Source organism: Borrelia recurrentis A1 (assembly GCF_000019705.1).
Taxonomy (GTDB): Bacteria; Spirochaetota; Spirochaetia; order Borreliales; family Borreliaceae; genus Borrelia; species Borrelia duttonii.
This window is the reverse complement of the sequence record NC_011244.1, coordinates 834,441-855,286: the sequence shown is the minus strand read 5'-3', so window position 1 is coordinate 855,286 and position 20,846 is coordinate 834,441. Positions and strand designations below refer to the sequence as shown.

General features: G+C 27.6%; 25 protein-coding genes and 1 tRNA gene. 8 read left to right on the top strand and 18 right to left on the bottom strand.

Features of this window, described 5'->3' with window-relative positions; all coding sequences use genetic code 11:
- Positions 1–67: 67 nt before the first annotated feature.
- Positions 68–676 carry a dTMP kinase gene (tmk, locus tag BRE_RS04040; RefSeq protein WP_012539170.1) on the top strand — a complete coding sequence of 203 codons (609 nt, stop codon included), beginning with the start codon at positions 68–70 and terminating at the stop codon, positions 674–676.
- Between the two features lie 32 nt (positions 677–708).
- Positions 709–1,326 (top strand): hypothetical protein, encoded by a 618-nt coding sequence (locus tag BRE_RS04035; RefSeq protein WP_012539169.1) that lies wholly within the window; start codon positions 709–711, stop codon positions 1,324–1,326.
- Positions 1,327–1,333: 7 nt separating this feature from the next.
- Here BRE_RS04035 and BRE_RS04030 read toward each other — a convergent pair whose 3' ends face one another.
- The 18 genes from BRE_RS04030 to BRE_RS03945 form a co-directional block, all read right to left on the bottom strand.
- On the bottom strand, positions 1,334–2,440 hold the full coding sequence (locus tag BRE_RS04030; protein ID WP_041178167.1) for a thymidine kinase: 1,107 nt from the start codon (positions 2,438–2,440) through the stop codon (positions 1,334–1,336).
- Positions 2,441–2,475: 35 nt separating this feature from the next.
- Positions 2,476–4,113, bottom strand: coding sequence for a S1C family serine protease (locus BRE_RS04025; protein ID WP_232212704.1), 1,638 nt, complete (start codon positions 4,111–4,113; stop codon positions 2,476–2,478).
- 16 nt (positions 4,114–4,129) lie between these two features.
- Positions 4,130–5,608 (bottom strand): hypothetical protein, encoded by a 1,479-nt coding sequence (locus tag BRE_RS04020; protein WP_012539166.1) that lies wholly within the window; start codon positions 5,606–5,608, stop codon positions 4,130–4,132.
- 22 nt (positions 5,609–5,630) lie between these two features.
- Positions 5,631–7,541: an ATP-dependent zinc metalloprotease FtsH gene (gene ftsH / locus BRE_RS04015; protein WP_012538526.1), complete on the bottom strand. Its 1,911-nt coding sequence runs from the start codon at positions 7,539–7,541 to the stop codon at positions 5,631–5,633.
- On the bottom strand, positions 7,538–8,854 hold the full coding sequence (gene tilS, locus BRE_RS04010; RefSeq protein WP_041178166.1) for a tRNA lysidine(34) synthetase TilS: 1,317 nt from the start codon (positions 8,852–8,854) through the stop codon (positions 7,538–7,540). The genes ftsH and tilS overlap by 4 nt, the downstream gene beginning before the upstream one ends.
- A complete protein-coding gene (pth, locus tag BRE_RS04005; protein ID WP_012539164.1) occupies positions 8,854–9,420 on the bottom strand; it encodes an aminoacyl-tRNA hydrolase in 567 nt (188 codons plus the stop codon). Before pth ends, tilS begins: the two co-directional genes overlap by 1 nt.
- A gap of 5 nt (positions 9,421–9,425) precedes the next feature.
- A complete protein-coding gene (locus BRE_RS04000; RefSeq protein WP_012538523.1) occupies positions 9,426–9,974 on the bottom strand; it encodes a 50S ribosomal protein L25/general stress protein Ctc in 549 nt (182 codons plus the stop codon).
- A 22-nt stretch (positions 9,975–9,996) separates the two neighbouring features.
- Positions 9,997–10,068, bottom strand: a tRNA-Gln gene (locus tag BRE_RS03995).
- 70 nt (positions 10,069–10,138) lie between these two features.
- On the bottom strand, positions 10,139–10,429 hold the full coding sequence (gene spoVG, locus BRE_RS03990) for a septation regulator SpoVG (protein ID WP_012539163.1): 291 nt from the start codon (positions 10,427–10,429) through the stop codon (positions 10,139–10,141).
- Positions 10,430–10,527: 98 nt separating this feature from the next.
- Positions 10,528–10,878 (bottom strand): ribosome silencing factor, encoded by a 351-nt coding sequence (gene rsfS / locus BRE_RS03985; protein WP_038366626.1) that lies wholly within the window; start codon positions 10,876–10,878, stop codon positions 10,528–10,530.
- Positions 10,853–12,037, bottom strand: a complete 1,185-nt coding sequence (locus BRE_RS03980; protein ID WP_012539162.1) for an LCP family protein — start codon at positions 12,035–12,037, stop codon at positions 10,853–10,855. The genes rsfS and BRE_RS03980 overlap by 26 nt, the downstream gene beginning before the upstream one ends.
- On the bottom strand, positions 12,038–12,610 hold the full coding sequence (gene nadD, locus BRE_RS03975; RefSeq protein WP_041177753.1) for a nicotinate (nicotinamide) nucleotide adenylyltransferase: 573 nt from the start codon (positions 12,608–12,610) through the stop codon (positions 12,038–12,040).
- Between the two features lie 94 nt (positions 12,611–12,704).
- A complete protein-coding gene (obgE, locus tag BRE_RS03970) occupies positions 12,705–13,688 on the bottom strand; it encodes a GTPase ObgE (RefSeq protein ID WP_012539161.1) in 984 nt (327 codons plus the stop codon).
- A 49-nt stretch (positions 13,689–13,737) separates the two neighbouring features.
- Positions 13,738–13,983, bottom strand: a complete 246-nt coding sequence (gene rpmA / locus BRE_RS03965; RefSeq protein WP_012538517.1) for a 50S ribosomal protein L27 — start codon at positions 13,981–13,983, stop codon at positions 13,738–13,740.
- Positions 13,970–14,302 (bottom strand): ribosomal-processing cysteine protease Prp, encoded by a 333-nt coding sequence (locus tag BRE_RS03960; RefSeq protein WP_012539160.1) that lies wholly within the window; start codon positions 14,300–14,302, stop codon positions 13,970–13,972. Before BRE_RS03960 ends, rpmA begins: the two co-directional genes overlap by 14 nt.
- Positions 14,303–14,305: 3 nt before the next feature.
- Positions 14,306–14,617, bottom strand: coding sequence for a 50S ribosomal protein L21 (gene rplU / locus BRE_RS03955; RefSeq protein ID WP_041178165.1), 312 nt, complete (start codon positions 14,615–14,617; stop codon positions 14,306–14,308).
- A 137-nt stretch (positions 14,618–14,754) separates the two neighbouring features.
- Positions 14,755–15,285, bottom strand: a complete 531-nt coding sequence (locus BRE_RS03950; protein WP_041178164.1) for an adenine phosphoribosyltransferase — start codon at positions 15,283–15,285, stop codon at positions 14,755–14,757.
- 34 nt (positions 15,286–15,319) lie between these two features.
- A complete protein-coding gene (locus BRE_RS03945) occupies positions 15,320–15,850 on the bottom strand; it encodes a DUF2147 domain-containing protein (protein ID WP_041178163.1) in 531 nt (176 codons plus the stop codon).
- A 270-nt stretch (positions 15,851–16,120) separates the two neighbouring features.
- On the opposite strand from BRE_RS03945, the gene flgF reads away from it, so the two are divergent.
- The 6 genes from flgF to BRE_RS03915 all read left to right on the top strand — a co-directional run bounded on the left by flgF (position 16,121) and on the right by BRE_RS03915 (position 20,842).
- Positions 16,121–16,969 (top strand): flagellar basal-body rod protein FlgF, encoded by an 849-nt coding sequence (gene flgF / locus BRE_RS03940; protein WP_041178162.1) that lies wholly within the window; start codon positions 16,121–16,123, stop codon positions 16,967–16,969.
- Between the two features lie 14 nt (positions 16,970–16,983).
- A complete protein-coding gene (flgG, locus tag BRE_RS03935) occupies positions 16,984–17,781 on the top strand; it encodes a flagellar basal-body rod protein FlgG (protein WP_012539155.1) in 798 nt (265 codons plus the stop codon).
- Positions 17,778–18,416, top strand: coding sequence for a hypothetical protein (locus BRE_RS03930; RefSeq protein WP_012539154.1), 639 nt, complete (start codon positions 17,778–17,780; stop codon positions 18,414–18,416). Before flgG ends, BRE_RS03930 begins: the two co-directional genes overlap by 4 nt.
- Positions 18,417–18,611: 195 nt before the next feature.
- Positions 18,612–19,592 (top strand): flagellar basal body P-ring protein FlgI, encoded by a 981-nt coding sequence (locus BRE_RS03925; RefSeq protein ID WP_012539153.1) that lies wholly within the window; start codon positions 18,612–18,614, stop codon positions 19,590–19,592.
- A gap of 2 nt (positions 19,593–19,594) precedes the next feature.
- Positions 19,595–19,927, top strand: coding sequence for a rod-binding protein (locus BRE_RS03920; protein ID WP_012538508.1), 333 nt, complete (start codon positions 19,595–19,597; stop codon positions 19,925–19,927).
- Positions 19,928–20,038: 111 nt separating this feature from the next.
- Entirely contained in the window at positions 20,039–20,842 is an 804-nt protein-coding gene (locus BRE_RS03915) for a sigma-70 family RNA polymerase sigma factor (protein WP_012539152.1), read from the top strand.
- The last annotated feature ends 4 nt before the right edge of the window (positions 20,843–20,846 follow it).

Sequence of the window (20,846 nt, the reverse complement as noted above, 5' to 3'; positions counted from 1 at the left end):
TTAATATATATTATATAATATTTACAGTAAGCATCTAATTACTAAAATATCTAAGGAGATAATTTTTGTGACTAAGATCCTAAAAAATTTTTATTGTATAGAAGGAATTGATGGAAGCGGCAAAACAAGTATAATCCAAAAATTACAAAAAATCTGTAACAATAAAATGAAATATCATTTTACAAAAGAACCATCAACAGGAATAATTGGCAAACTCATAAGAAAACAACTGACCAACTTTAAAAATCCCTTACGAAAAGTATCATTAGCACATTTATACGTTGCAGATAGATACGAACATTTATATAATATACAAAATGGAATAATAACAATACTAAATAAAAATCAAACAAAAGTAATAAGCGATAGATACTTATTTTCATCTATAGCATATCAAGGAGAATTAGGGTATAAACTAAATAAAGATTTCCCATTACCTGAAAAACTTTTTTTTATAAAAACAGACCCCAATATAGCATTTAAACGTATTCAAAAAAATAGAACACAAGCGGATATTTTTGAATTTGAAGAAGCTAAATTTAAAGAAATAAATTCTAGATACATGGAAATGTTTCAAATTTTTAATCAACTAATTGATATTGTATATATTGAAAACTCAAGTGAACACGATCTTGAAATAAGTGCAAGGAAAATTTTTGATTTAATAAAATTTTAACATCTAATATAACAAAAGGAAGGATACAAAATATGTTTCATAATAACTTTTTTGTATTATATTTAATAATACTTTCAATTTTACTCATAATTAACGTCAATGCATCATCAAAATTTTTCTATGCTGAACAATGGTATGTTATTTTTAATGAAAATATGCAAAAAAAACCAGACAATTATAAAAGGAATATTTTTTTTCTACAAAACGCATTAAAATATCCATTCGGGAATCCAAATTATTCTCTAGCTCAAATAAAAACAAAAGAAGAATGGAATAAATATAAGCTGTTCTTTAAAATGCATGTAAATTTACTTCTTGTTAAGCAACATCTATATTTAGGTAATTTATTTGACACAAAACATGTATATTTTTATAACACTCCCAAAAAAGATGGCATTCTTAAAAACCTAAATCAAGCCATAATTTTTTATAAAATGGCCACTTCTTATTACAAAAAAGCTTTAACATATCATAAACAATTAGACAAATACAAATTTATCAAGATACAAGGTAATGGAATAACAAATTGGGAAGATGAATATTATAGAATTGAAATAAAAGAACTTAACTACTATGACATAATCGAACGAGAATTAATACGCATTGAAAAAACAAAAGAGTTTTTTCAAAAAAGACCAAATTTTTATTAATATTATTTTAAAAAATTCCCTTATACTCTCTTGAAACAATTACTTTTTGAATATAATCTTTACTAAGTGAAAATCTATTAACAATTTCCTTAAAATCTTCTTTACTTAAGATATTATATTCAAACGAAAGTGTAATCAAGGCTCTTTCTGCCAAAAAAGGCAATTTTAACACATTTTCTAAAATGGTAATATCATATTTCTCGTCAACCTCAATTAAAAGAGACTTTTGAAAATTTGAATTTACAATATTACTCTTTAAATCAACAATTTCTCTCTCTAGAAATTTTCTATCACCCTGAATATATAATAATGCAAAAGGTTTAAGAATAGTAAAAAAATATTCTCTCCCAACAAGATAATGATGTTTAAAACATCTTGTAGCATAATTTGGATAAATAGCAGATTCAACAATCTCATCACCACCAACAATTAATAAAGGATCAAAATAAGGTGCGGCTATTTCTTTACCTTCATAAAAATAATATCTATATGTCAAAAAAGATTCATCCATACAATTAATATGTTCACAATAAGCACCAAGACTACAAATTTTATCTGCATACTCTATTAAAAGTCTAGCCGTATTATTAAATATTTCTTTTCTAAAATTATAAAGTAAAGTAGGAAGTATAAATAATACATTTAAATCTAAAGCTATCTTATTTACAATAAATACTAATCTCTCATCATAAAAACAAGTCTCATCAATAATAAAAGTCCCATATTCAGGATTTTTCTCTATCAATTGTCCTACATCAAAAGAATCACTAGCAAAATCAACACCATCAATTTCATCACTCCCACCGCCTCTATAAGGAATAACATTCTCAGGATAATTCTTAAATCTTTTTTTATCAAGAATATTTCTAATAAAAAATACATTGGCTCTATTTCTAAGACCCCTTGTGATAGAAGCTAAAATTTCAGAAGATTTATTTTTAATAATAAGAGAATCTTTATAAATTTTAGCAGCATATTCTGTCTTACCACTACCCATAGGACCAATAATAAGCATTAGATTTGAATTGTCTTTAAAATTAAAATGACTAATAGAAACAATATTATCAAGCTTAGAACGAGTATCGCCATTAACTAAATTCAAATAAAAGCCCATAAAAACAAACTCCCCCCAAACATAGCTCAATTTATTTATACAAATATAATAGAATCAAAAGGAATAATAAGCTGCAAAGGAGCTCCTAAATATCCAGAAAATAATCTTTTAACATAAAGTAATAATATAAATACTCTCTTATCCCTAATATATTTTAAATCATAAATAAAAATTTCATCATTAGTCCTAAAATTCAATTCATCACCAAGACCATTTGCAAAAACCTTGGCGACCCTATACTCTTTTCCAGCAATAAAACTTAAATTTAAACCCAAAAAAGCTCCCACTACATTTTTAAAAGAATCTCTATTAATGATACTCTCAAAAATATTTTCGGGTCGATTTTGGGGATATAAATAACTCTCGTATTCCTTATTATTCCTTTTATATTTAACACTTACCATAGACTTTCTTTGCAAAATATAATATTGTAATTCTCTTAAACTATCAAATTTTAAAGAATTAACACTTAAAATAGAATCTCCACTTCTAAGTCCACCAATATCTGCAGGCGAATTAGGAACTACATACGATATTTCCAAATTATTTAAACTTTCTGAAAAAGTAAAACCCAACCAATTATTCTTTAAAACACCACCTCTATACATAAAGGGCAATACCTTTAAAACCCATTTTGAAGGTATTACAAAATTAAGACCTTGAGAATATACAAATCCAGCAAATGTAAGGCCAACAAAACCTCCATTCTCATTGATGACAGGTCCACCAGAATTTCCCTGATTAATGGCAGCATCAATTTGATAAGAATCACCCACAGACAACAGATTTCTATTCTTACCAGAAATTATTCCTGAAGTAATAGTCTTCTCAAATCCCAAAGGAGAACCCATAGCATAAATTCTGTCTCCAATATTAATATTTGCAGAATAATCCAAATTAAATTGATGCTCTAATTTAAAAGAAACCTTAATTAATGCAAGATCCATCTCTTTTGAATAAGAAATCACTTCTGCGGGAAGCTTTTCACCCTTGCCTCTTGGAAGCTTAACATAAAGATTGGAAACTCCATTATAATCACTGTTAACTTGAGAACTAATTACATGATAATTAGTCAAAGCATATCCCTTCAGATTATCAATAACAAAAGAAGAACCTAAAGCAATATTGGGTACTCTATTACCATTTACAATTTTAGTGCCCATATCTACCCAAACCGTTAATACAGCTGTATCTAGCAAAACATTTTTTGAAGGAGATTTTTCATGAATAACAAAATTTTGCAAAAAATCAAAATTATTATCAAACAAATAATATTTTGCAAAAAAACTTGCAAGCATTGGATCCTTATGTCTCAAACTCTCAAGATGTTTTAAAATCAATTGCTTTTTGCTCTCATTAAGCATAATACCAAACAAATTTAAAGTCTCAAGCTTAAATAATGCTCCCTCATAATCTTTAGATTTGCACAAATTTAAATATTCATTTTGAATTCCAGATAAAGCTTTATCTCTTAAATCCAAAATATCCTGTTCCATTTCAAAACCATTATTTCTTAGATTGTAATAACTTGAAAGAGCAAATTCAAAATTATTGTCCTCAATATGCTTACTTATGCTTTCAGATGGGACATAATAAATTTGTTTGTCATCTATATCTCTTATTGTGTTGCATGAAAAAATTAACATAATGACAATAAAAATTTTTCTATGCATCAATAATTTTTAAAAGCTACTTAATGTTACGATAGACATCCAAAGAATCATCTAAAATAACTCTTTTAGCTTTAAAAACTCCTTTATCATAAATTTCAATATAATTAAACTTCTTAGAGTCATTAATTTTTTTATAAACTGAAGTCAAATCCCCAAAAGAATAATTTCTAATTTCAACAACATCATGCTCATTAAAAATCTTTTTAGATATCAAAGCTTGTCGGATATCAAAAGAAGAAACTTGCTTTGGACTTAAATTTAACATATTAGGAACAAAAATTTCTGGAACATCGGCTATCAAAAAATTATTAATACCTACATAATCAAAACTATAACTAAAATTATCAAAAATTTCATAACGAAAAGAATCCAAAGCAAAAATATAAACGGCTTTCTTATTTGGGTACTTAACCTCAATCATACTAACATAAGGATAAATAGAATAATAAACATTATAACCAAATAAAACATTTTCATAACGAATAGGAATTTTATTTTCAAAATAAACCTTATTCAGATATTTTTCATCTAAATTTAAATTTGAAGTATAATTCGCTATTTTGGAAAAAAAATTTACTAAAACACCATTTTTAAATACTACAACATCATTCTTATCATCTACAAAATATACACCTGATAAGTTTTTATAATAATTTAAAAATTCTTCTCGTATATTAGGATCACCCAAAAGATCATAAAACATTTTATAGTCACGAAGCGTACTTGGCGGCTTTTCTTTAAAAAAAACATAGGCCTCATCAGGTGTTAAAAGACGATATTTAAGCAAATACATACTCTGAACACCATTTATTTGTTTGCTTTTATTCTTAAGAAAAGTAAACAAAGCAACAGCATTAGGTTCATTTAATGTTGTATTTTTAAAAATAAAATCAATATTTTCGCTTTTAAAAAAAGAATCTCCCTTTAACTTAAGCTTATTAAAAAGACTTGCAAAAAATTTATCTTCCTTTAAAAACCATTTAAAAAACCTTATATCATCACTATACACAGAAAAAGCACTTTTTAATACTTTATCAAAAGTACCACTAAAATCTCCAAGCCTACTAGACGCCTCAAGTCTCATATAAATCAAGTCTTTATCATTTTTTAAATCACTATCCAACTTATCATAAATGTCAATAATTTCTTTATTCTTATAAACATCCTCATTTTGATCCAAAATTAATGAAAAATACTGAAAGTATAAATCCAAGGGTTTTACAAGTACAAAATTATTAATCTCTATAGCTGATTTTAATAAATAAATTCTATCTAACAATGAAATATCATTCCTCAATGACAGCTCATAAAGAGAATCGGAGTTTTTTAAATTAAATTCAAGAGAACCATAAAGCATATCAAGTCCTCTTTGAGTACCATTAAAACTTTTAGATTCAAGCAAAAGAATTTTAGATATATCTTCGTCTCTCTTATTTAAATTGGCATTTAAATTTACAAAAATTAAAAACAATAATACAATTTTTAAGACAACCACAAAAACTCCTTAAAAACTTGTTTTATCTATCAATTGTCTCTTCTTGCTTAGACTGTTTTAAACTTAGTTCATAATCACTCTCAATTAATTCAAAACCTAAAAGTTCTCTCACTTCATTATCTGTTAAAGTTTCTCTTGTAATCAAGGCCTCTGCAAGTTTTACTAACTGATCCTTATGCTTAATTAAAATATCTGATGCCTCTTTTAAACACCCTTCAAGAATTTTCTTAACTTCTCTATCTACTCTATCAGCAGTATTTTCAGAATATGCTTTTGATTTAGAAAATTCTTTTGGAAGAAAAATTGGAGCTTCATCATCTACCAAAAATATAGGACCTACATCCTCTCCCATACCCCATTCTGTAACCATTTTCTTTGCCAAATTAGTAGCTTGCATTAAATCATTCTGAACACCAGCTGTAGTAAAACCTAAATTAATCTGCTCACTAGCATAACCACCATAACATATTTTAATTTTATCAAGAATTTGATTCTTATTGATTGAAAGTCTATCTTCTTTAGGAAGAGAAAAAGCAACACCAAGAGCTCTACCTCTAGGAATAATAGTAACTTTATGTAAAGGATCAGCATGCTCAAGATAATAATGAAGCAAAGCATGACCAGCTTCATGATAAGCTGTTTCAAGTTTTTGCCTATCAGTAATAGTCATAGATTTTTTAGCAACTCCCATAAGTATTTTATCCCGAGCTTCTTCCAAATCATGCATCAAAATTTCAGATTGATTATTTCTAGCAGCAATCAAAGCACCTTCATTAATTAAATTTGCAAGATCAGCACCACTAACACCAGGGGTAGCTCTTGCTATTACTCTTAAGTCGATCTCTTTTGCAAGCTTAGTCTTCTGAGCATGTATATTTAATATTGCTTCTCTCTCCTTAATATCAGGCAAAGTAACTGCTACTTGCCTATCAAATCTACCTGGTCTTAACAAAGCAGAATCAAGAACATCAGGTCTATTTGTAGCTGCCATCACTATTACATTAGTATATGTCCCAAAACCATCCATCTCAACTAATAATTGATTAAGAGTCTGTTCTCTCTCATCATGACCACCACCAAGTCCAGCTCCACGACTTCTCCCAACAGCATCAAGTTCATCAATAAAAATTATACAAGGAGCATTTTTTCTTGCATTATCAAAAAGATCTCTAACACGACTTGCCCCAACCCCTACAAACATCTCAACAAAATCAGAACCCGACATATGGAAAAAATTTACTCCTGCTTCCCCAGCAACAGCCTTGGCAAGCAAAGTCTTTCCTGTTCCAGGAGATCCAACCAAAAGAACACCTTTGGGAATTCTGGCACCAATTTTTTCAAATTTTTTAGGATATTTAAGAAATTCAACTACTTCACCAAGTTCTTGTTTTGCTTCTTCTTGCCCAGCAACATCTTTAAAAGTAACTTTATTCTTTCCTGCTTCATATTTTTGAGCATTGCTTTTTCCAAATGAAAAAACTTTCCCACCACCACCTTGAGTTTGACGAAAAATAAAGAAAAAGAAAACAAAAAATAATATCCAAGGTAAAGTTTGAAGTAAAACGCCAATTAAAGACGATTGACTCTTTCCAGAACTTACCTCTACTCGCTTGGCTTTAAGCTCCGCAAGTAAATTAATATCAAAATAAGGAATACTAGTAGAGAAATAAGACTTTCCTAAATTAGAATTTTTGACAATAAACTGAATTTGACTCTTATCAATAATCACAACTGATTCAATCAAACCACTATCTAAATAAGTCTGAAATGTACTATAAGGAACGTTTTTATAATTTTCTCCACCACGCATAAAATAAGACATGAATATTGCTAAAACTAAGAAAACAACAACAAGTCCCAAAATCCAATTCTTATTTTTCTTTTTATTATTAGATTTACCATTATTATTCAAATTATTATTGTTAATATTCATTCCTTTAAAAATCCTCCGAACAAAGATATACTAATTTTTTTAAGAATATTCTTATCACTCCACATTAAGTTTAAAGTATTTAAATCAATAATTCCAATTATCTTATCATTTAATACTAACAACATTAAATAAAGTGGATTATATCTTACAAACTTAGAAAAGAACTTCTTTGATTGTAACTTTTTTTTAAAAAATTTATGTCTAAACTCATAAGAACAACATCTCAATGTTAGTATAGAATCATCTTCACACTCCAAACATTCTAACAAAATCTTACCTAAAGATAAACTATGATATTCATTAACTCTTAAGAAAAAATCAAAAGGTCTACGCATTTCCTCAGATCTCCTAAAAATAAGATTAACCTTATCTCTACGTTTCTCCAAAAAAAAATCATTATTCTTAAGTAAAATATTACTCCTTTTATTATTAAGACTTACTCTAAAAATCTCACTTAAAGACCCGTATGATAAATTTGTCACAATTTTTTCCAAATTTAAAATTTTAAAAACACTCCTAAAAACCAAATATTTTGGCAAATTAAAAAAAACCATAGCATCAAAAGAATAATAATAATTACCCTTAATAAAGGGAAGAAAATCTTCTCTATCAAAATAGTTTGTAAGTTCCCTTGAAAAATCAGATATTCTCCTTAATCCTTTTTCATATCCTTTAAAAATTTTTTTAATAACAGGAACAAGATTATTTCTAACTTTATTTCTTAAATACAAATCTTCATGATTAGTACTATCAATAGAATAAACAATATTATTAACAGATAAAAATTTTTCAATCTCTTCTCTTGACACTTCAAGCAAAGGCCTAATAATGAAATTATTAATAACTGGAATACCAACAAATCCATCCAAAAATGAACCTTGAAAAAATCTCATTATTAAAGTCTCAAATTGATCATTTTTATTATGAGCAAGAGCAACATAACTAGCATGATTTTCATTAAGAGCTTCTAATAAAGCATTATATCGATATTTTCTGGCCAATTCTTCAATAGAAATACCCAATTGCTTCGCTTTTATTTTAATATCAACATCACACTTCTTTATCTGACAAACGATATCATACAAATTACAAAATTTCTTAACATGTTCTATTTCTAAATCTTGTTCACTTTTTGACCTTATATAATGAGCAAAATAAAAAGCAACAATATTATTATTTAAATATTTTTTTAAATTTAATAACAAAACAGTAGAATCTGGACCTCCAGAAAAGGCAACAATTACTTTCTCTTTAGTCAATAAATTTCTTTTATAAAAATCTTCTATTCTTGTTATTATATTATCCCAAACCATCAAAAACTACTAGAATTAATAGTTGCAATTTTATGCTCAAAACTAAATTCATCTATACCCAATATTTCTTCACTTAAAAAATTAAATACATTTTTAACACGAACAAGTTCACTATCATTAAATTTTGAAAGAACAAAATCTTTAAGACCAAAAGCACTATTATTTCCAACCCCAATATAGAGTCTACCATACTTAGTACTCCCAAGACTCTCAGAAATAGAACGAAGCCCATTATGAGTAGAAGCACCCCCTACCTTTCTAAGTCTACACTTTCCCAAAGGTAAATCAACATTATCAACCACAACCAATAAATTATTTATTTTCATATAAAACTTAGAAAAAACACAAGGAAAAATATTACCACTCAAGTTCATATAAGTTAAAGGTTTAATTAAAACTATTCGCCTAGAATCAACATTAAAATCTGCATATTCATAGTTTTTGGCTTTTCTTAATGAAAGAGCATTTTTCATAACCAACTTATCTATCAATCCAAAACCAACATTATGCCTAGTATGCAAAAAATTAGACCCAGGATTACCTAGGCCAACTATTAATAAATTCATATTTTTTATTTTACAAATAAAACCGCCAAATTTTCATCTGTTTCAGAAAGTTTTACATTATCAGAAAGTACAATATCTTTCAAAGTTATTTGATCCCCCTTTTTAACAGGAGTTAAATCTACTTCAACAAACTCTGGCAAATTCAAAGGCAGAGCCTTCACTTTAACTGTATTACGGAGTACACTTAAGGTACCACCTTCCTTAACACCAACAGAAGCTCCTATAAATTTAATTGATATATCCCTTTCAATTTCCCTAGTTCTATCAACTTCATAAAAATCAATATGATAAATAAATTTCTTTGTAAGATTTTCACTAACATCTTTAATGAAAACACATTTTTCAACCATACCGTCATTTAAAAGCAAAACAGTATTATCTGTAAATTTAGCAAATTTTTTATCAAATTCATTACTATTGATCTTTATATGCAAAACATCACTTTCTTTACCATAAACAACAGCTGGTATTTCGGACTTTGCCCGTAAAATACGAGCACATGATGAACCAAATTTAGAGCGACCCTCATACTTTAAAATCCTACTACTATACACAACAAAACTCCTAATATAAATACTGGGACGGAAGGATTCGAACCCTCGAATGCCTGGACCAAAACCAGGTGACTTACCACTTGTCCACGTCCCAAATACTTAACAACTAATTATCCACAAGTCAAAAGGATACAAAATACAATAAACTTTGTCAATAATATTATCTAGACTAATTCAAGTTCAAAATTTGCAGGGTTTTCTTTGACATATTCTTTAAAAATAGCACTTTGCAAAATTTCTCTAAAACTTTGATTAATAGGATGAACAATATCTTTATATTCTCCAACTTTAGTTCTCCTATTAGGCATAACAATAAACACGCCTTTTTGCCCTCTAATAACTCTGATATTATGTAAAACTAAGCAATCATCAAAAGTAACTGTAACATATGCTAATAGCTTCGAACTGGAATCTTTATTATCAACTCTCCTAATTCTTACATTTGTAATATTCACTTCTAGGCCTCCCTAAAATACATGTTTTAAATCTAGAATATTTTTAATTTTTTGTAAATAATTCTTGTGATATTTTTATTTTTTTTAATTAATAACTCTCAAGAATAAATAACTTCTCCCTTATCCCATATTTTTTCAAGTTCATAATATTCTCTAGAATTTTTACTCATTAAATGTATAACTAGACCCCCACAAGAAATAACCGTCCAATCAAAAAGGAAACCTTTACCCTGAAGACAACAATTTAAATTTCTCTCATTAAAAAAAGCTATTAATTTTTCAGTATACAAAACTTCCATCTGTTTAAATGACGAAAATGAAACAATAATAAAAAAATCAGCCCAATTGCACACAGAACTAACATTAATACCCAAAACGTCAATACCACCAAAATCAGATATAATTTTACATAACTTCTTAATATCATCGACTCTTAACATATCTTCCATCAAAATCATCTCCCAAAATTATTACAACATCAGGACCCATATCAGAGATATCAAGTCCCAAAATATCCATATGAAACTCAGAGATTGGCTTGATATTTCTCGCTCTAATAACATCTCCAGCCTTAATAGCAATCTCCAAATTATCAGAATTATTTATAATCAGAGTATGAGAATAATTATGCTTATCTGCATTTCCAAATCTTATAACCTTAAATTTTAAAGATTTAAAAATATCTGCTACATTCCTTGCAAGCCCAGCAGTTTGCGTGCCATTTAAAATAATAATCTTAATTACATCTTCGGTTTTAGTTCCATCTATTAAAATCCTATTCAAATTTTCTATTGATTCCTTAAGAATTGCTCCCCCATAATAAGGAAAAATAACTTTTATTAAATTATCATCATCATCTTTAAATGTTTCCTCTTGACCCTTAATATTTAAAAAAATAAGCTTCTCATCATTTATTTTATAATTGGAAAGAATATATTTAAATACAGTTTCAGAAAGATTAGTATCTAACATAACATACATTTTAGAAAAATAATCATATTCTTCTTGAAAATTAGCAAATTGTGCTAAAATTTTTTTAAAAAATTCTTTATAAAATTCAAATCGCTCATCATAAGAAGCAATATCTCTGAAATAACTTAAATAATCATAAACTTTATCACCATCAAAAATAGAATTACCAGAAGGTATTAATATAGAGTGTACCAAATTGTATACCTTAACAGGATTTTTAACAAGAAATCGAACTCCACCAAGATAATCAACAAACCTCACAAAATTATCTTTTTTAAAACGAATATAATAATCAGGTTCATGATTCAATTGTTTAGATACTTTAACTAAAAATTCAGTAAAATTATTTTTTTTATACAAAGCCTCAAACCACGAAATATTTCCTTTAAAATCTTCATAACCTGTATAAATAGGAATATCCAAAAATCCAACATTTCCTGTCTTTATGTTAATAAAAACTTCTTGCATACTTAAAAGATTTTCATTATCATCTTCTACAAGAAATAAAAAGCTAATATTGCTTTTGGTATTTAGTTCAAAATATATTTGCTCTCTTTTAGAAATATCAACAAAAAAAATTACAATACCAAGAATTATTAAAATGATTAGAACTAAAAAAAATAATTCTCTCCTCAATTACATACCTTTAACATACAAATTATTATTTTTAATATATCTCAAAACATCAAAGGGAAGCAAATAATCTACAGGTAATCCTTGTTCAATTCTATTTCTAATCTCTGAAGACGAAATAGGAAATACCCTATTATCAACATAAATATGTTTAAATCGACTACTCAATCTCTTGCTATAAATTCTATGAACAACTACAAGATTAACAGATTCAACTATTTTTTCCGGATTTTTCCATGAATCAAAAGTTTCAAAAAGATCATCTCCAATGATCAAATATATATCATCATTAGCATATTTATTTCTAATACAAGCAATAGTATCAATAGTATAAGTTACCCCCCCATGTATCACATCGCATTCATCAACAAACATATTATCTTCATATTGTACCGCCAATTTAAGCATTGTCACTCTATCCGTAACACTAATATCCTCAACACATTTATGAACAGGTTTATGAGTAGGAATAAATAAGATCTTATCAACATTTAAAAAATGCTCTATTTCTTTTGCCAAAAACATATGTCCAATATGAACAGGATTATAAGTACCACCCAATATTGCTATTCGCATCAATCTCCCCTATTATAAATTTAATTCATCAATCAAACAAACTAAAACCTGCATAATACTGATCTGTATTTTCTAAAAAACAAAATAAACACCTTCAAATTTTTGCTAAAGAAAAAAATTCACTAACAAGTTCATTTATTCCGATATTATCATAAATAGAAATTCCTAGCACCCTCTCTTCAGACAAAATACTTTTTAACTGATTAAAATTTTCTGTTGCACCCTCTAAATCAAGTTTACTAGCAACAATTATGCGCTTTTTTTTCAAAAGTCCAATATCATATACTCTAAGTTCATTAATAAGAATATCATAAGCACTCATAAAATCATTACTAGAAACATCTATCAAGAAAACCAAAATTTGAGTCTTAGAAATATGCCTTAAAAATTCAAAACCAAGACCTATACCTTTACTTGCTCCCTCAATTATTCCAGGTAGATCAGCAATAATCAAATCATTATAAGAAACTCTTACAACACCAAAATGTGGAATTTTAGTTGTAAAAGGATAATTTGCAACTTTTGATCGTGAAGCAGTTATTTTAGAGATAAGAGAAGATTTACCTGCATTAGGAAGCCCAACAAGTCCAACATCAGCTATTAATGACAATTCAAGGCGTAAATTTAAAGTAAGCCCAGATTCTCCTGGTTGAGCAAATCTTGGTGTGCGTTTTGTAGAACTTTTAAAATTCACATTTCCAAGACCACCTCTTCCACCTTTCAAAACAACAACTTCATCATTAAAATTTTTAAGCTCAAATAACATACAATTAGAATCAGCATCATAAATGCTAGTATTTGGAGGAACAAAAATAATCAAATCTGACCCAGCAGCTCCACTTTTCTTTAAACCCATTCCAGATTTTCCATTACTAGCACTAAGTTTTTGGCCATTTCTATAAAGAGACAAAGTTTTAAGATTAGACTTAACTTTAAAGATTACATCCCCACCTCTCCCTCCATCACCTCCATCAGGACCTCCTTTAGCCTTAAATTTTTCACGCAAAAAAGAAACACATCCTGCACCCCCATTTCCTGAAGAGACAATCAAATTTAAAGAATCTTTAAATAGATGCAAATCAACCTCAATTGTAATAATATTAAATAAAATTAAATAAGTAATGATATTAAATAATATTTATATATTTTCGACCTTTAGAAGTTTTAAATTCTACTATACCATCTTTCAGAGCAAATATTGTATGATCTCTACCAAGACCAGAATTTTTACCTTTATGAAATTTTGTACCTCTTTGTCTTATAATTATTTCCCCGGCTCTTACAAATTGTCCACCACTTCTCTTAACACCAAGCCTTTTAGATATAGAATCTCTTCCATTCTTAGAACTACCACCACTTTTACTTGTTGCCATTAGTTTCCTCCAAAATTAATTTAATATCATAAGGATATTCAAAACACAAATCCTTTATACCGTGTATTAAAAATTTACTATGATAAAAAAGACTCTCCTTATTCAAAGTTCCAAAAGAAGCTCGAAATTCCAAATAGCCTTTTAAAGAATTATCCACAATAAAGCCCTCTCTCTCATAATCAAGAATACTAAAAAAAGTTCTTAAAATAAAAGAAAAAGAGGAACAAACTACACTAATATAACCATTACTCTTAGCATGTCCATTAGCTAAAATATAAATAATTATATCATTATGGGTTCTTATCAAAACATTAATCACTAATTAACAAATTATATCATCAACTAAAACATAAGAATAAGATTGACGATGCCCAACCTTTCGCTCGCTTTCCTTTCTTCTTCTGTATCTATAAGAAACAACCTTCTTATCTTTCTTATCTTCTAGATAAGTACATTTTACACAAGAACCTAAAACATAAGGCTTTCCTATTTTTAGATCCTCATCTTTTTTTACAAGCATTACACTATTGAATTCCAATTGATCACCACTATTTGCCACAATTCTATCTACCCTTAATATTTCTCCCTTTACAGCCTTGTATTGCTTACCTTTTATCTCTACTAACGCATACATTACAATCACCTCTCAATATTCAGCTAAACATTATAATTTTAATAAAATTTAAAGTCAATTATTTAAATTTAAATCATATTAATTAATAATTAATATTTATTACATGAATAATACAAAATTATTTATTAAATAAATTACTAAGGATATCTAACAAGAGAATTCACATTATACTCTCCCAAAATATCTCTACCTCTTATTGATACAAGCTCAATAAAACAAAATATATCAGATATCACTCCACTCGCTCTCTCAAGCAACCTAACAGCTGCCCTTATAGTACCTCCAGTAGCTAAAATATCATCAACCAACAAAATCTTTGTGTGCTGTTTAATATCATCCTTATGTATTTCAATACTACCCAATCCATATTCAAGTTCATACTCTTCTCGTAAGACTTGACGTGGAAGCTTTCCTCCTTTACGAATCAACAAAAGAGGTAAATTCATCTTTAAAGCCAAAGGAGCACCTATTAAATATCCTCTTGATTCAATAGCAGCAATGCAATCAATTTCTTTTGACGAATAAAGGGCATGCGCATCTTCCAGTAAAGACTTATAAGCTTCTGCTTGAAGTAAAACATTTGAAATATCATAAAAAAGTATACCTTCTTTTGGAAAATTAGGCACTTTCATGATAAACCTATCATAATATCCCATTTTATCTATCATCAAATTTTCCATTAATATCAAAAATATCAAATATTTATTCTTCTACAACAGGAGGATTTGGCACTATACCATCTACATCCAAATTAGGAATTTCATCTTCTTTAGCTCGTGTCCAAACTTTACTCCTACCAAAAACCCATACTTTACCCTTAGTAACAAGATTTCCGGTTTTTGGATCTACTCTCATTTCAGAAGTATAAATCTTGCCATTATTAGGATCAATAATTTTACCCTTATCCCATTTTGAAGAAGACTTAAAATACTTAAGACCCCACATAAAATCAAGTCCCTCAGTACTTAAATGTTCAAAACCTACAACCTTATAACCAGAAGGGTTATTAATATCATGTATTTTGCCATCCTTAATTACATTTAAAATCCTACCATAAACCTTATCATTATACTTATAAACATAAATCACAGAATTTTTAGCATTGGTCTTATCATCATAGCCAACCCAATATCCCAAAACTTCACTACCATCCTCTTTTTTACTCTCAGATTCTGCAAATAAAAAAAATGCAAACCAGAATAAAAAAACAATTTTTAATATATTTTTACTCATACAAACTCCTAAAACTAACATTACAAAAAACACTTTAAACATTTCATAATAAAAAAGAATTATACATTTATTTTATATCTTTTGCAAAAGATACCTTATATACATAATTATACAAAGTCAATCATTTAACAACAATTAACATCTCAATTTTTTTGGGTAATACCCACATAAAATACAAACAAATATCATAAACCAATATTTTTGAATTTAAAAATATTGACTTTTATGATAACATATTTATAATTGCAAAGAGAAGTAATAAGGATTTATATGGTAAGAGGAATTTATACAGCTGCCAGTGGAATGATAGCACAAAGACATAGGTTAGAAGTTATTGCCAATAACTTAGCAAATATTGACCTTACAGGATATAAAAAAGATTTATCTGTTCAAAAAGCCTTTCCTGAAATGCTAATTAGACGAACTAATGATGATGGTCTTTATAAATTTCCTAAAGGATATCTAGAAACAGCACCTGTTGTCGGGAAGCTTGGAACAGGAGTTGAAGAAAACGAAATATACACATCCTTTGAACAAGGTTCACTAAAAATAACTGGAAATCCTCTTGACTTGGCATTAACTGAAGAAGGCTTTTTTGTTGTACAAACACCTGAAGGAGAAAGATATACACGAAATGGATCTTTTACACTTGGACGAGAAGGCATACTTATTACAAAAGATGGATATCCTGTTATTGGAGAGAAAGGATACATACACATAAAAGATAATAATTTCAAAATAACAGAACAAGGACAGATATTTCACAATTCAACATTCGAAAGCAATCCCAAAAGGCTTGTAAGTGAAAGTGAAAATTCATGGGAAAATTATGAACTACTAGACAATTTAAAAATTGTCAATTTTGAAAAAGCAAGATTTTTAAAAAAACAAGGAAGTTCCCTATGGTACAGCACAGAAATATCTGGACAAGCTAAAAATATTCCCATAAATTCAAGACCTAAAATTGAATCAGGAGTTTTAGAGTGTTCAAATGTAAATGCAATTAATGAAATGGTTTCAATGATTACAGTTAACAGAGTTTATGAAGCAAATCAAAAAACAATACAAACTGAAGATACACTTCTTGGCAAATTAATCAACGAAATTGGAAAATTTTAAAGGAGTATATATATATGATGAGAGCACTCTGGACATCAGCCAGTGGAATGAAAGCACAACAATATAATGTAGACACAATTGCTAATAATCTTTCAAACGTAAACACTATTGGTTTTAAAAAAATAAGAGCTGAATTTGAAGATTTAATATACCAAACACAAAGAAGAGCAGGAACGCCTGCAACTGAAGACACAGTAACTCCTCTGGGCAATCAAGTTGGACATGGAACAAAAGTATCAGCAACACACAGATTGTTTGAACAAGGGAATCTGCAAGTTACCAATTTAAATACTGATGTTGCAATTGAAGGTGATGGATTTTATAAGGTTCTCTTATCAGATGGCACTTATGGATATACCAGAGATGGTTCATTTAAAATAGACGCAAATGGACACTTAGTAACAAATCAAGGATATATATTGTTACCAGAAATATCATTCCCTGAAGAATACATCAAAAACTCTATTGCAATCTCTCAAGAAGGAATAATATCTGTAAAAGTTAACGAAGGTCTTGAACCAATTGAGCTTGGACAAATAGAAATCGCAAGATTTGTAAATCCAGCAGGGCTAAATGCAATTGGTAACAATATATTTAAAGAAACAATAGGATCGGGAGAGGAAATATCAGGAATTCCAGGAAGCAATGGAATGGGCAAACTTAAACAAGGAATGCTTGAAATGTCAAACGTAGCAATCGCAGAAGAAATGGTGACAATGATAGTTGCACAAAGGGCTTATGAAATAAACTCAAAAGCAATCCATACTTCAGACAATATGCTAGGAATCGCTAATAACTTAAAGAAACAGTGACAACACTCAAAAGTAGGTTTATATTTTACTTACTTACAATAAATTTATCATATATAAAAGCTTATGACACCTGCTTTAAAATGTCTCCCAACAAAGTATACTTTTTTTCAAAAGAATATTCAAAAATATGCAATGGAAATAATTTATCCCAAATTTATATAAGTCCACATTTCAAAAAAAAACAAATAATATATTCTATGATTAGTCATATAACTAAAACTCTTGAAAATAAAAATATATACATATTGCAATTCAGTTTCGATGAATCAGAAATCAATATCCAAAATCAATCTGCAATCAATATAAAATTTAAAATAACAAATCAAACATCATATAAAAATATACCTATACAAAAAATCATAATTTATTATGCAAAACAATTTGAAGACTATAAAAAACATAACAAAATAAATATATACATAGACATCATAGAACCAATTGTATTTGCAAAAACAACTTTAAAGACAGGACAAAATTTAAACGAACATAACGTTTACTTTAAATACCAAATAAACACAACAAGCAACAACGAAAACTTAAATTTAAATGCATTACATCAAAACAAATATATTGTATTACAAAATATAATGAAAAATGAAAAAATTAAGCTAAACAAAATACAAAAGCAACAATAATACACTTATATAAAAAGTATCATTTTCAATTTTGTTAGTTAATTTCACATACAAGCAACAAAATTTTTTCTTCAAGTATCATTTTTCATTTCACTTTACATAAACAAAAAAAGCCAAATAAAACACACAAGACTAAACAATTGAAATAATATTAAAATAAAGGTAAACTATATTGCCATACAAAGGAACAAAATCATGAAAAAATTGATAATGTTAATTATATTAAATTTAAGCTCATTTGCACAAGAAAATCAAGTTAAAAATTTTTCTAACCAAAATAATGCTGACAAACAAATAAATGAACACACAAAACTAAAAAATATTTCTGAAATACAACCTGCTAATTCGCAAATATTAACAGGAATTGGAATAGTAGCAGGACTTACTGATAAAGGAGATTCAATTAAAGAAAAGGAAATTTTAAATCAAATTTTAAACAAAATTGGTATTAACGAAATAGATCTAACCAAAACAGGAAGCAAAAATATAGCATTAGTAAATGTAGCAATCAAAATAAATGGAAATATGATTAAAGGTGCAACTCATAACGTTTACATAGCATCTATGCTAGATGCAAAAGATTTAACAAACGGAATGCTTTTAAAAACAGAATTTAAAGATAAACAAGGAAAGTTATTAGCAACTGCATCAGGACCAATAATAATCAATGATAAATCAAAAGGTACAGGATACATATTAAATGGAGCAACAATACATGAGAATCAGAACTATACAACTTACAATATAATTTTAAAAAACAAAGATTATTCTCTAATAAATTTAATAAGTCAAAATCTAACAAAAAATAACATAAAAAATAATATAAAATCAGGAAATATTATAGAAATTGAAGTTGATGACATTAGACTAATAAGTAAAATTGAGAAAATAGAAATAAAAACTATGCCTAAAGTTTTAATCAATGAACAAAATAAAATAATTATGGCAAGCACAAATGCAGAAATAGGACCCCTAGTATTATCAATTGAAAGAAAAGAAGAAGACTTATTTAGTAACAAAACAAATAAAAATATAAAAATAGAAATACAAAAGATGAAATTAAATGAATTCATATCAAATAATTCAACTAAGCTTAATAACAAAGAATTAATACAAATAATTAAAAGAGCAAATAAAATTTCTAAACTATACGGAGAATTAATTTTAGAGGAATAAATATGATAAATAAAATCAATTCACAACATATAAAAACACAAAATCAAATAAAAATATTAAAAGAAAAAGTAGGAGAAATAAATCAAAGCAAAAATGACAATAAACTTTATGAAGCTGCTCTAGAATTTGAAGCAATATTTATAAATCAAATGCTCAAGAGTATGAAAAATACTTTAAATAAAGAAAATAATTTAATTAATGGAGGACAAACAGAAGAAATTTTTGAAGACATGATTTATTCAGAAAGAGCAAAACAAATAGCCAAATCCAAAAATTTTAGGCTTGCTGATGTAATCTACAATCAAATTAAAATAACAAATAATCTTAGAAAATAATTAATATTTAATAAAAATATCAATTATTTTCTAAGTTGGCATGATTTTTGCATCACATCAAAAAGGGAGAAGGATGTTGATACACAAAATTTAAAAGATGGGAGAAGTAGTGTGAATATATTTAGCAATGAAGATTTAAATATATATCTAAAATCTGTAAGAGAACATAGGCTTATAACTCACGAAGAAGAAATCGAACTTGCAAAACAGATAAAACTAGGAAGCTTAAAAGCAAAAAACCAAATGATAAATGCCAACTTACGTTTAGTTCTCAAAATAATTAAAAGATATGCTGGCAAAGGATTAAAAATAGAAGATCTAATACAAGAAGGAAATTTAGGTTTAATTAGAGCTGCGGAAAAATATGATCCGAGTAAAAATACCAAATTTTCAACTTATGCTTCATTTTGGATTAAACAATCTCTTCAAAGGGCATTAAACACAAAAACAAGACTTGTAAAAGTACCATACAGAAAAGAAAATTTAATACTTCAAATCAATAAATATCTAATGGAAGAAGAAAAATCACCAAAAAAAGAAGACATAATGGAAAGATTTAACTTGACAACTGCTCAATATGTAAAGATTATTCCTTACCTTGAAAAAGAATATTCTCTAGATAAAAAGATTGAAGGATCAGAAAACTCCACGCTACTAAATCTCTATGAAGATAATTCTTTAAATCCTGAGAGTACTCTTGAACAAAATTCAACATTAAAGCATCTAAACTACATACTAGAAACCAAACTAAATGAAAAAGAAAGATATATAATCAAGAAAAGATACAATTTGGACAATAGTGATAAAAAAAGCACATTAAAAGATATTTCTACAGAACTTGGAATATCTTCAGAAACTGTAAGACAGATCGAAAAAAGAGTACTAAAAAAACTCAGAGAAGAACTTTATCAATAAATAT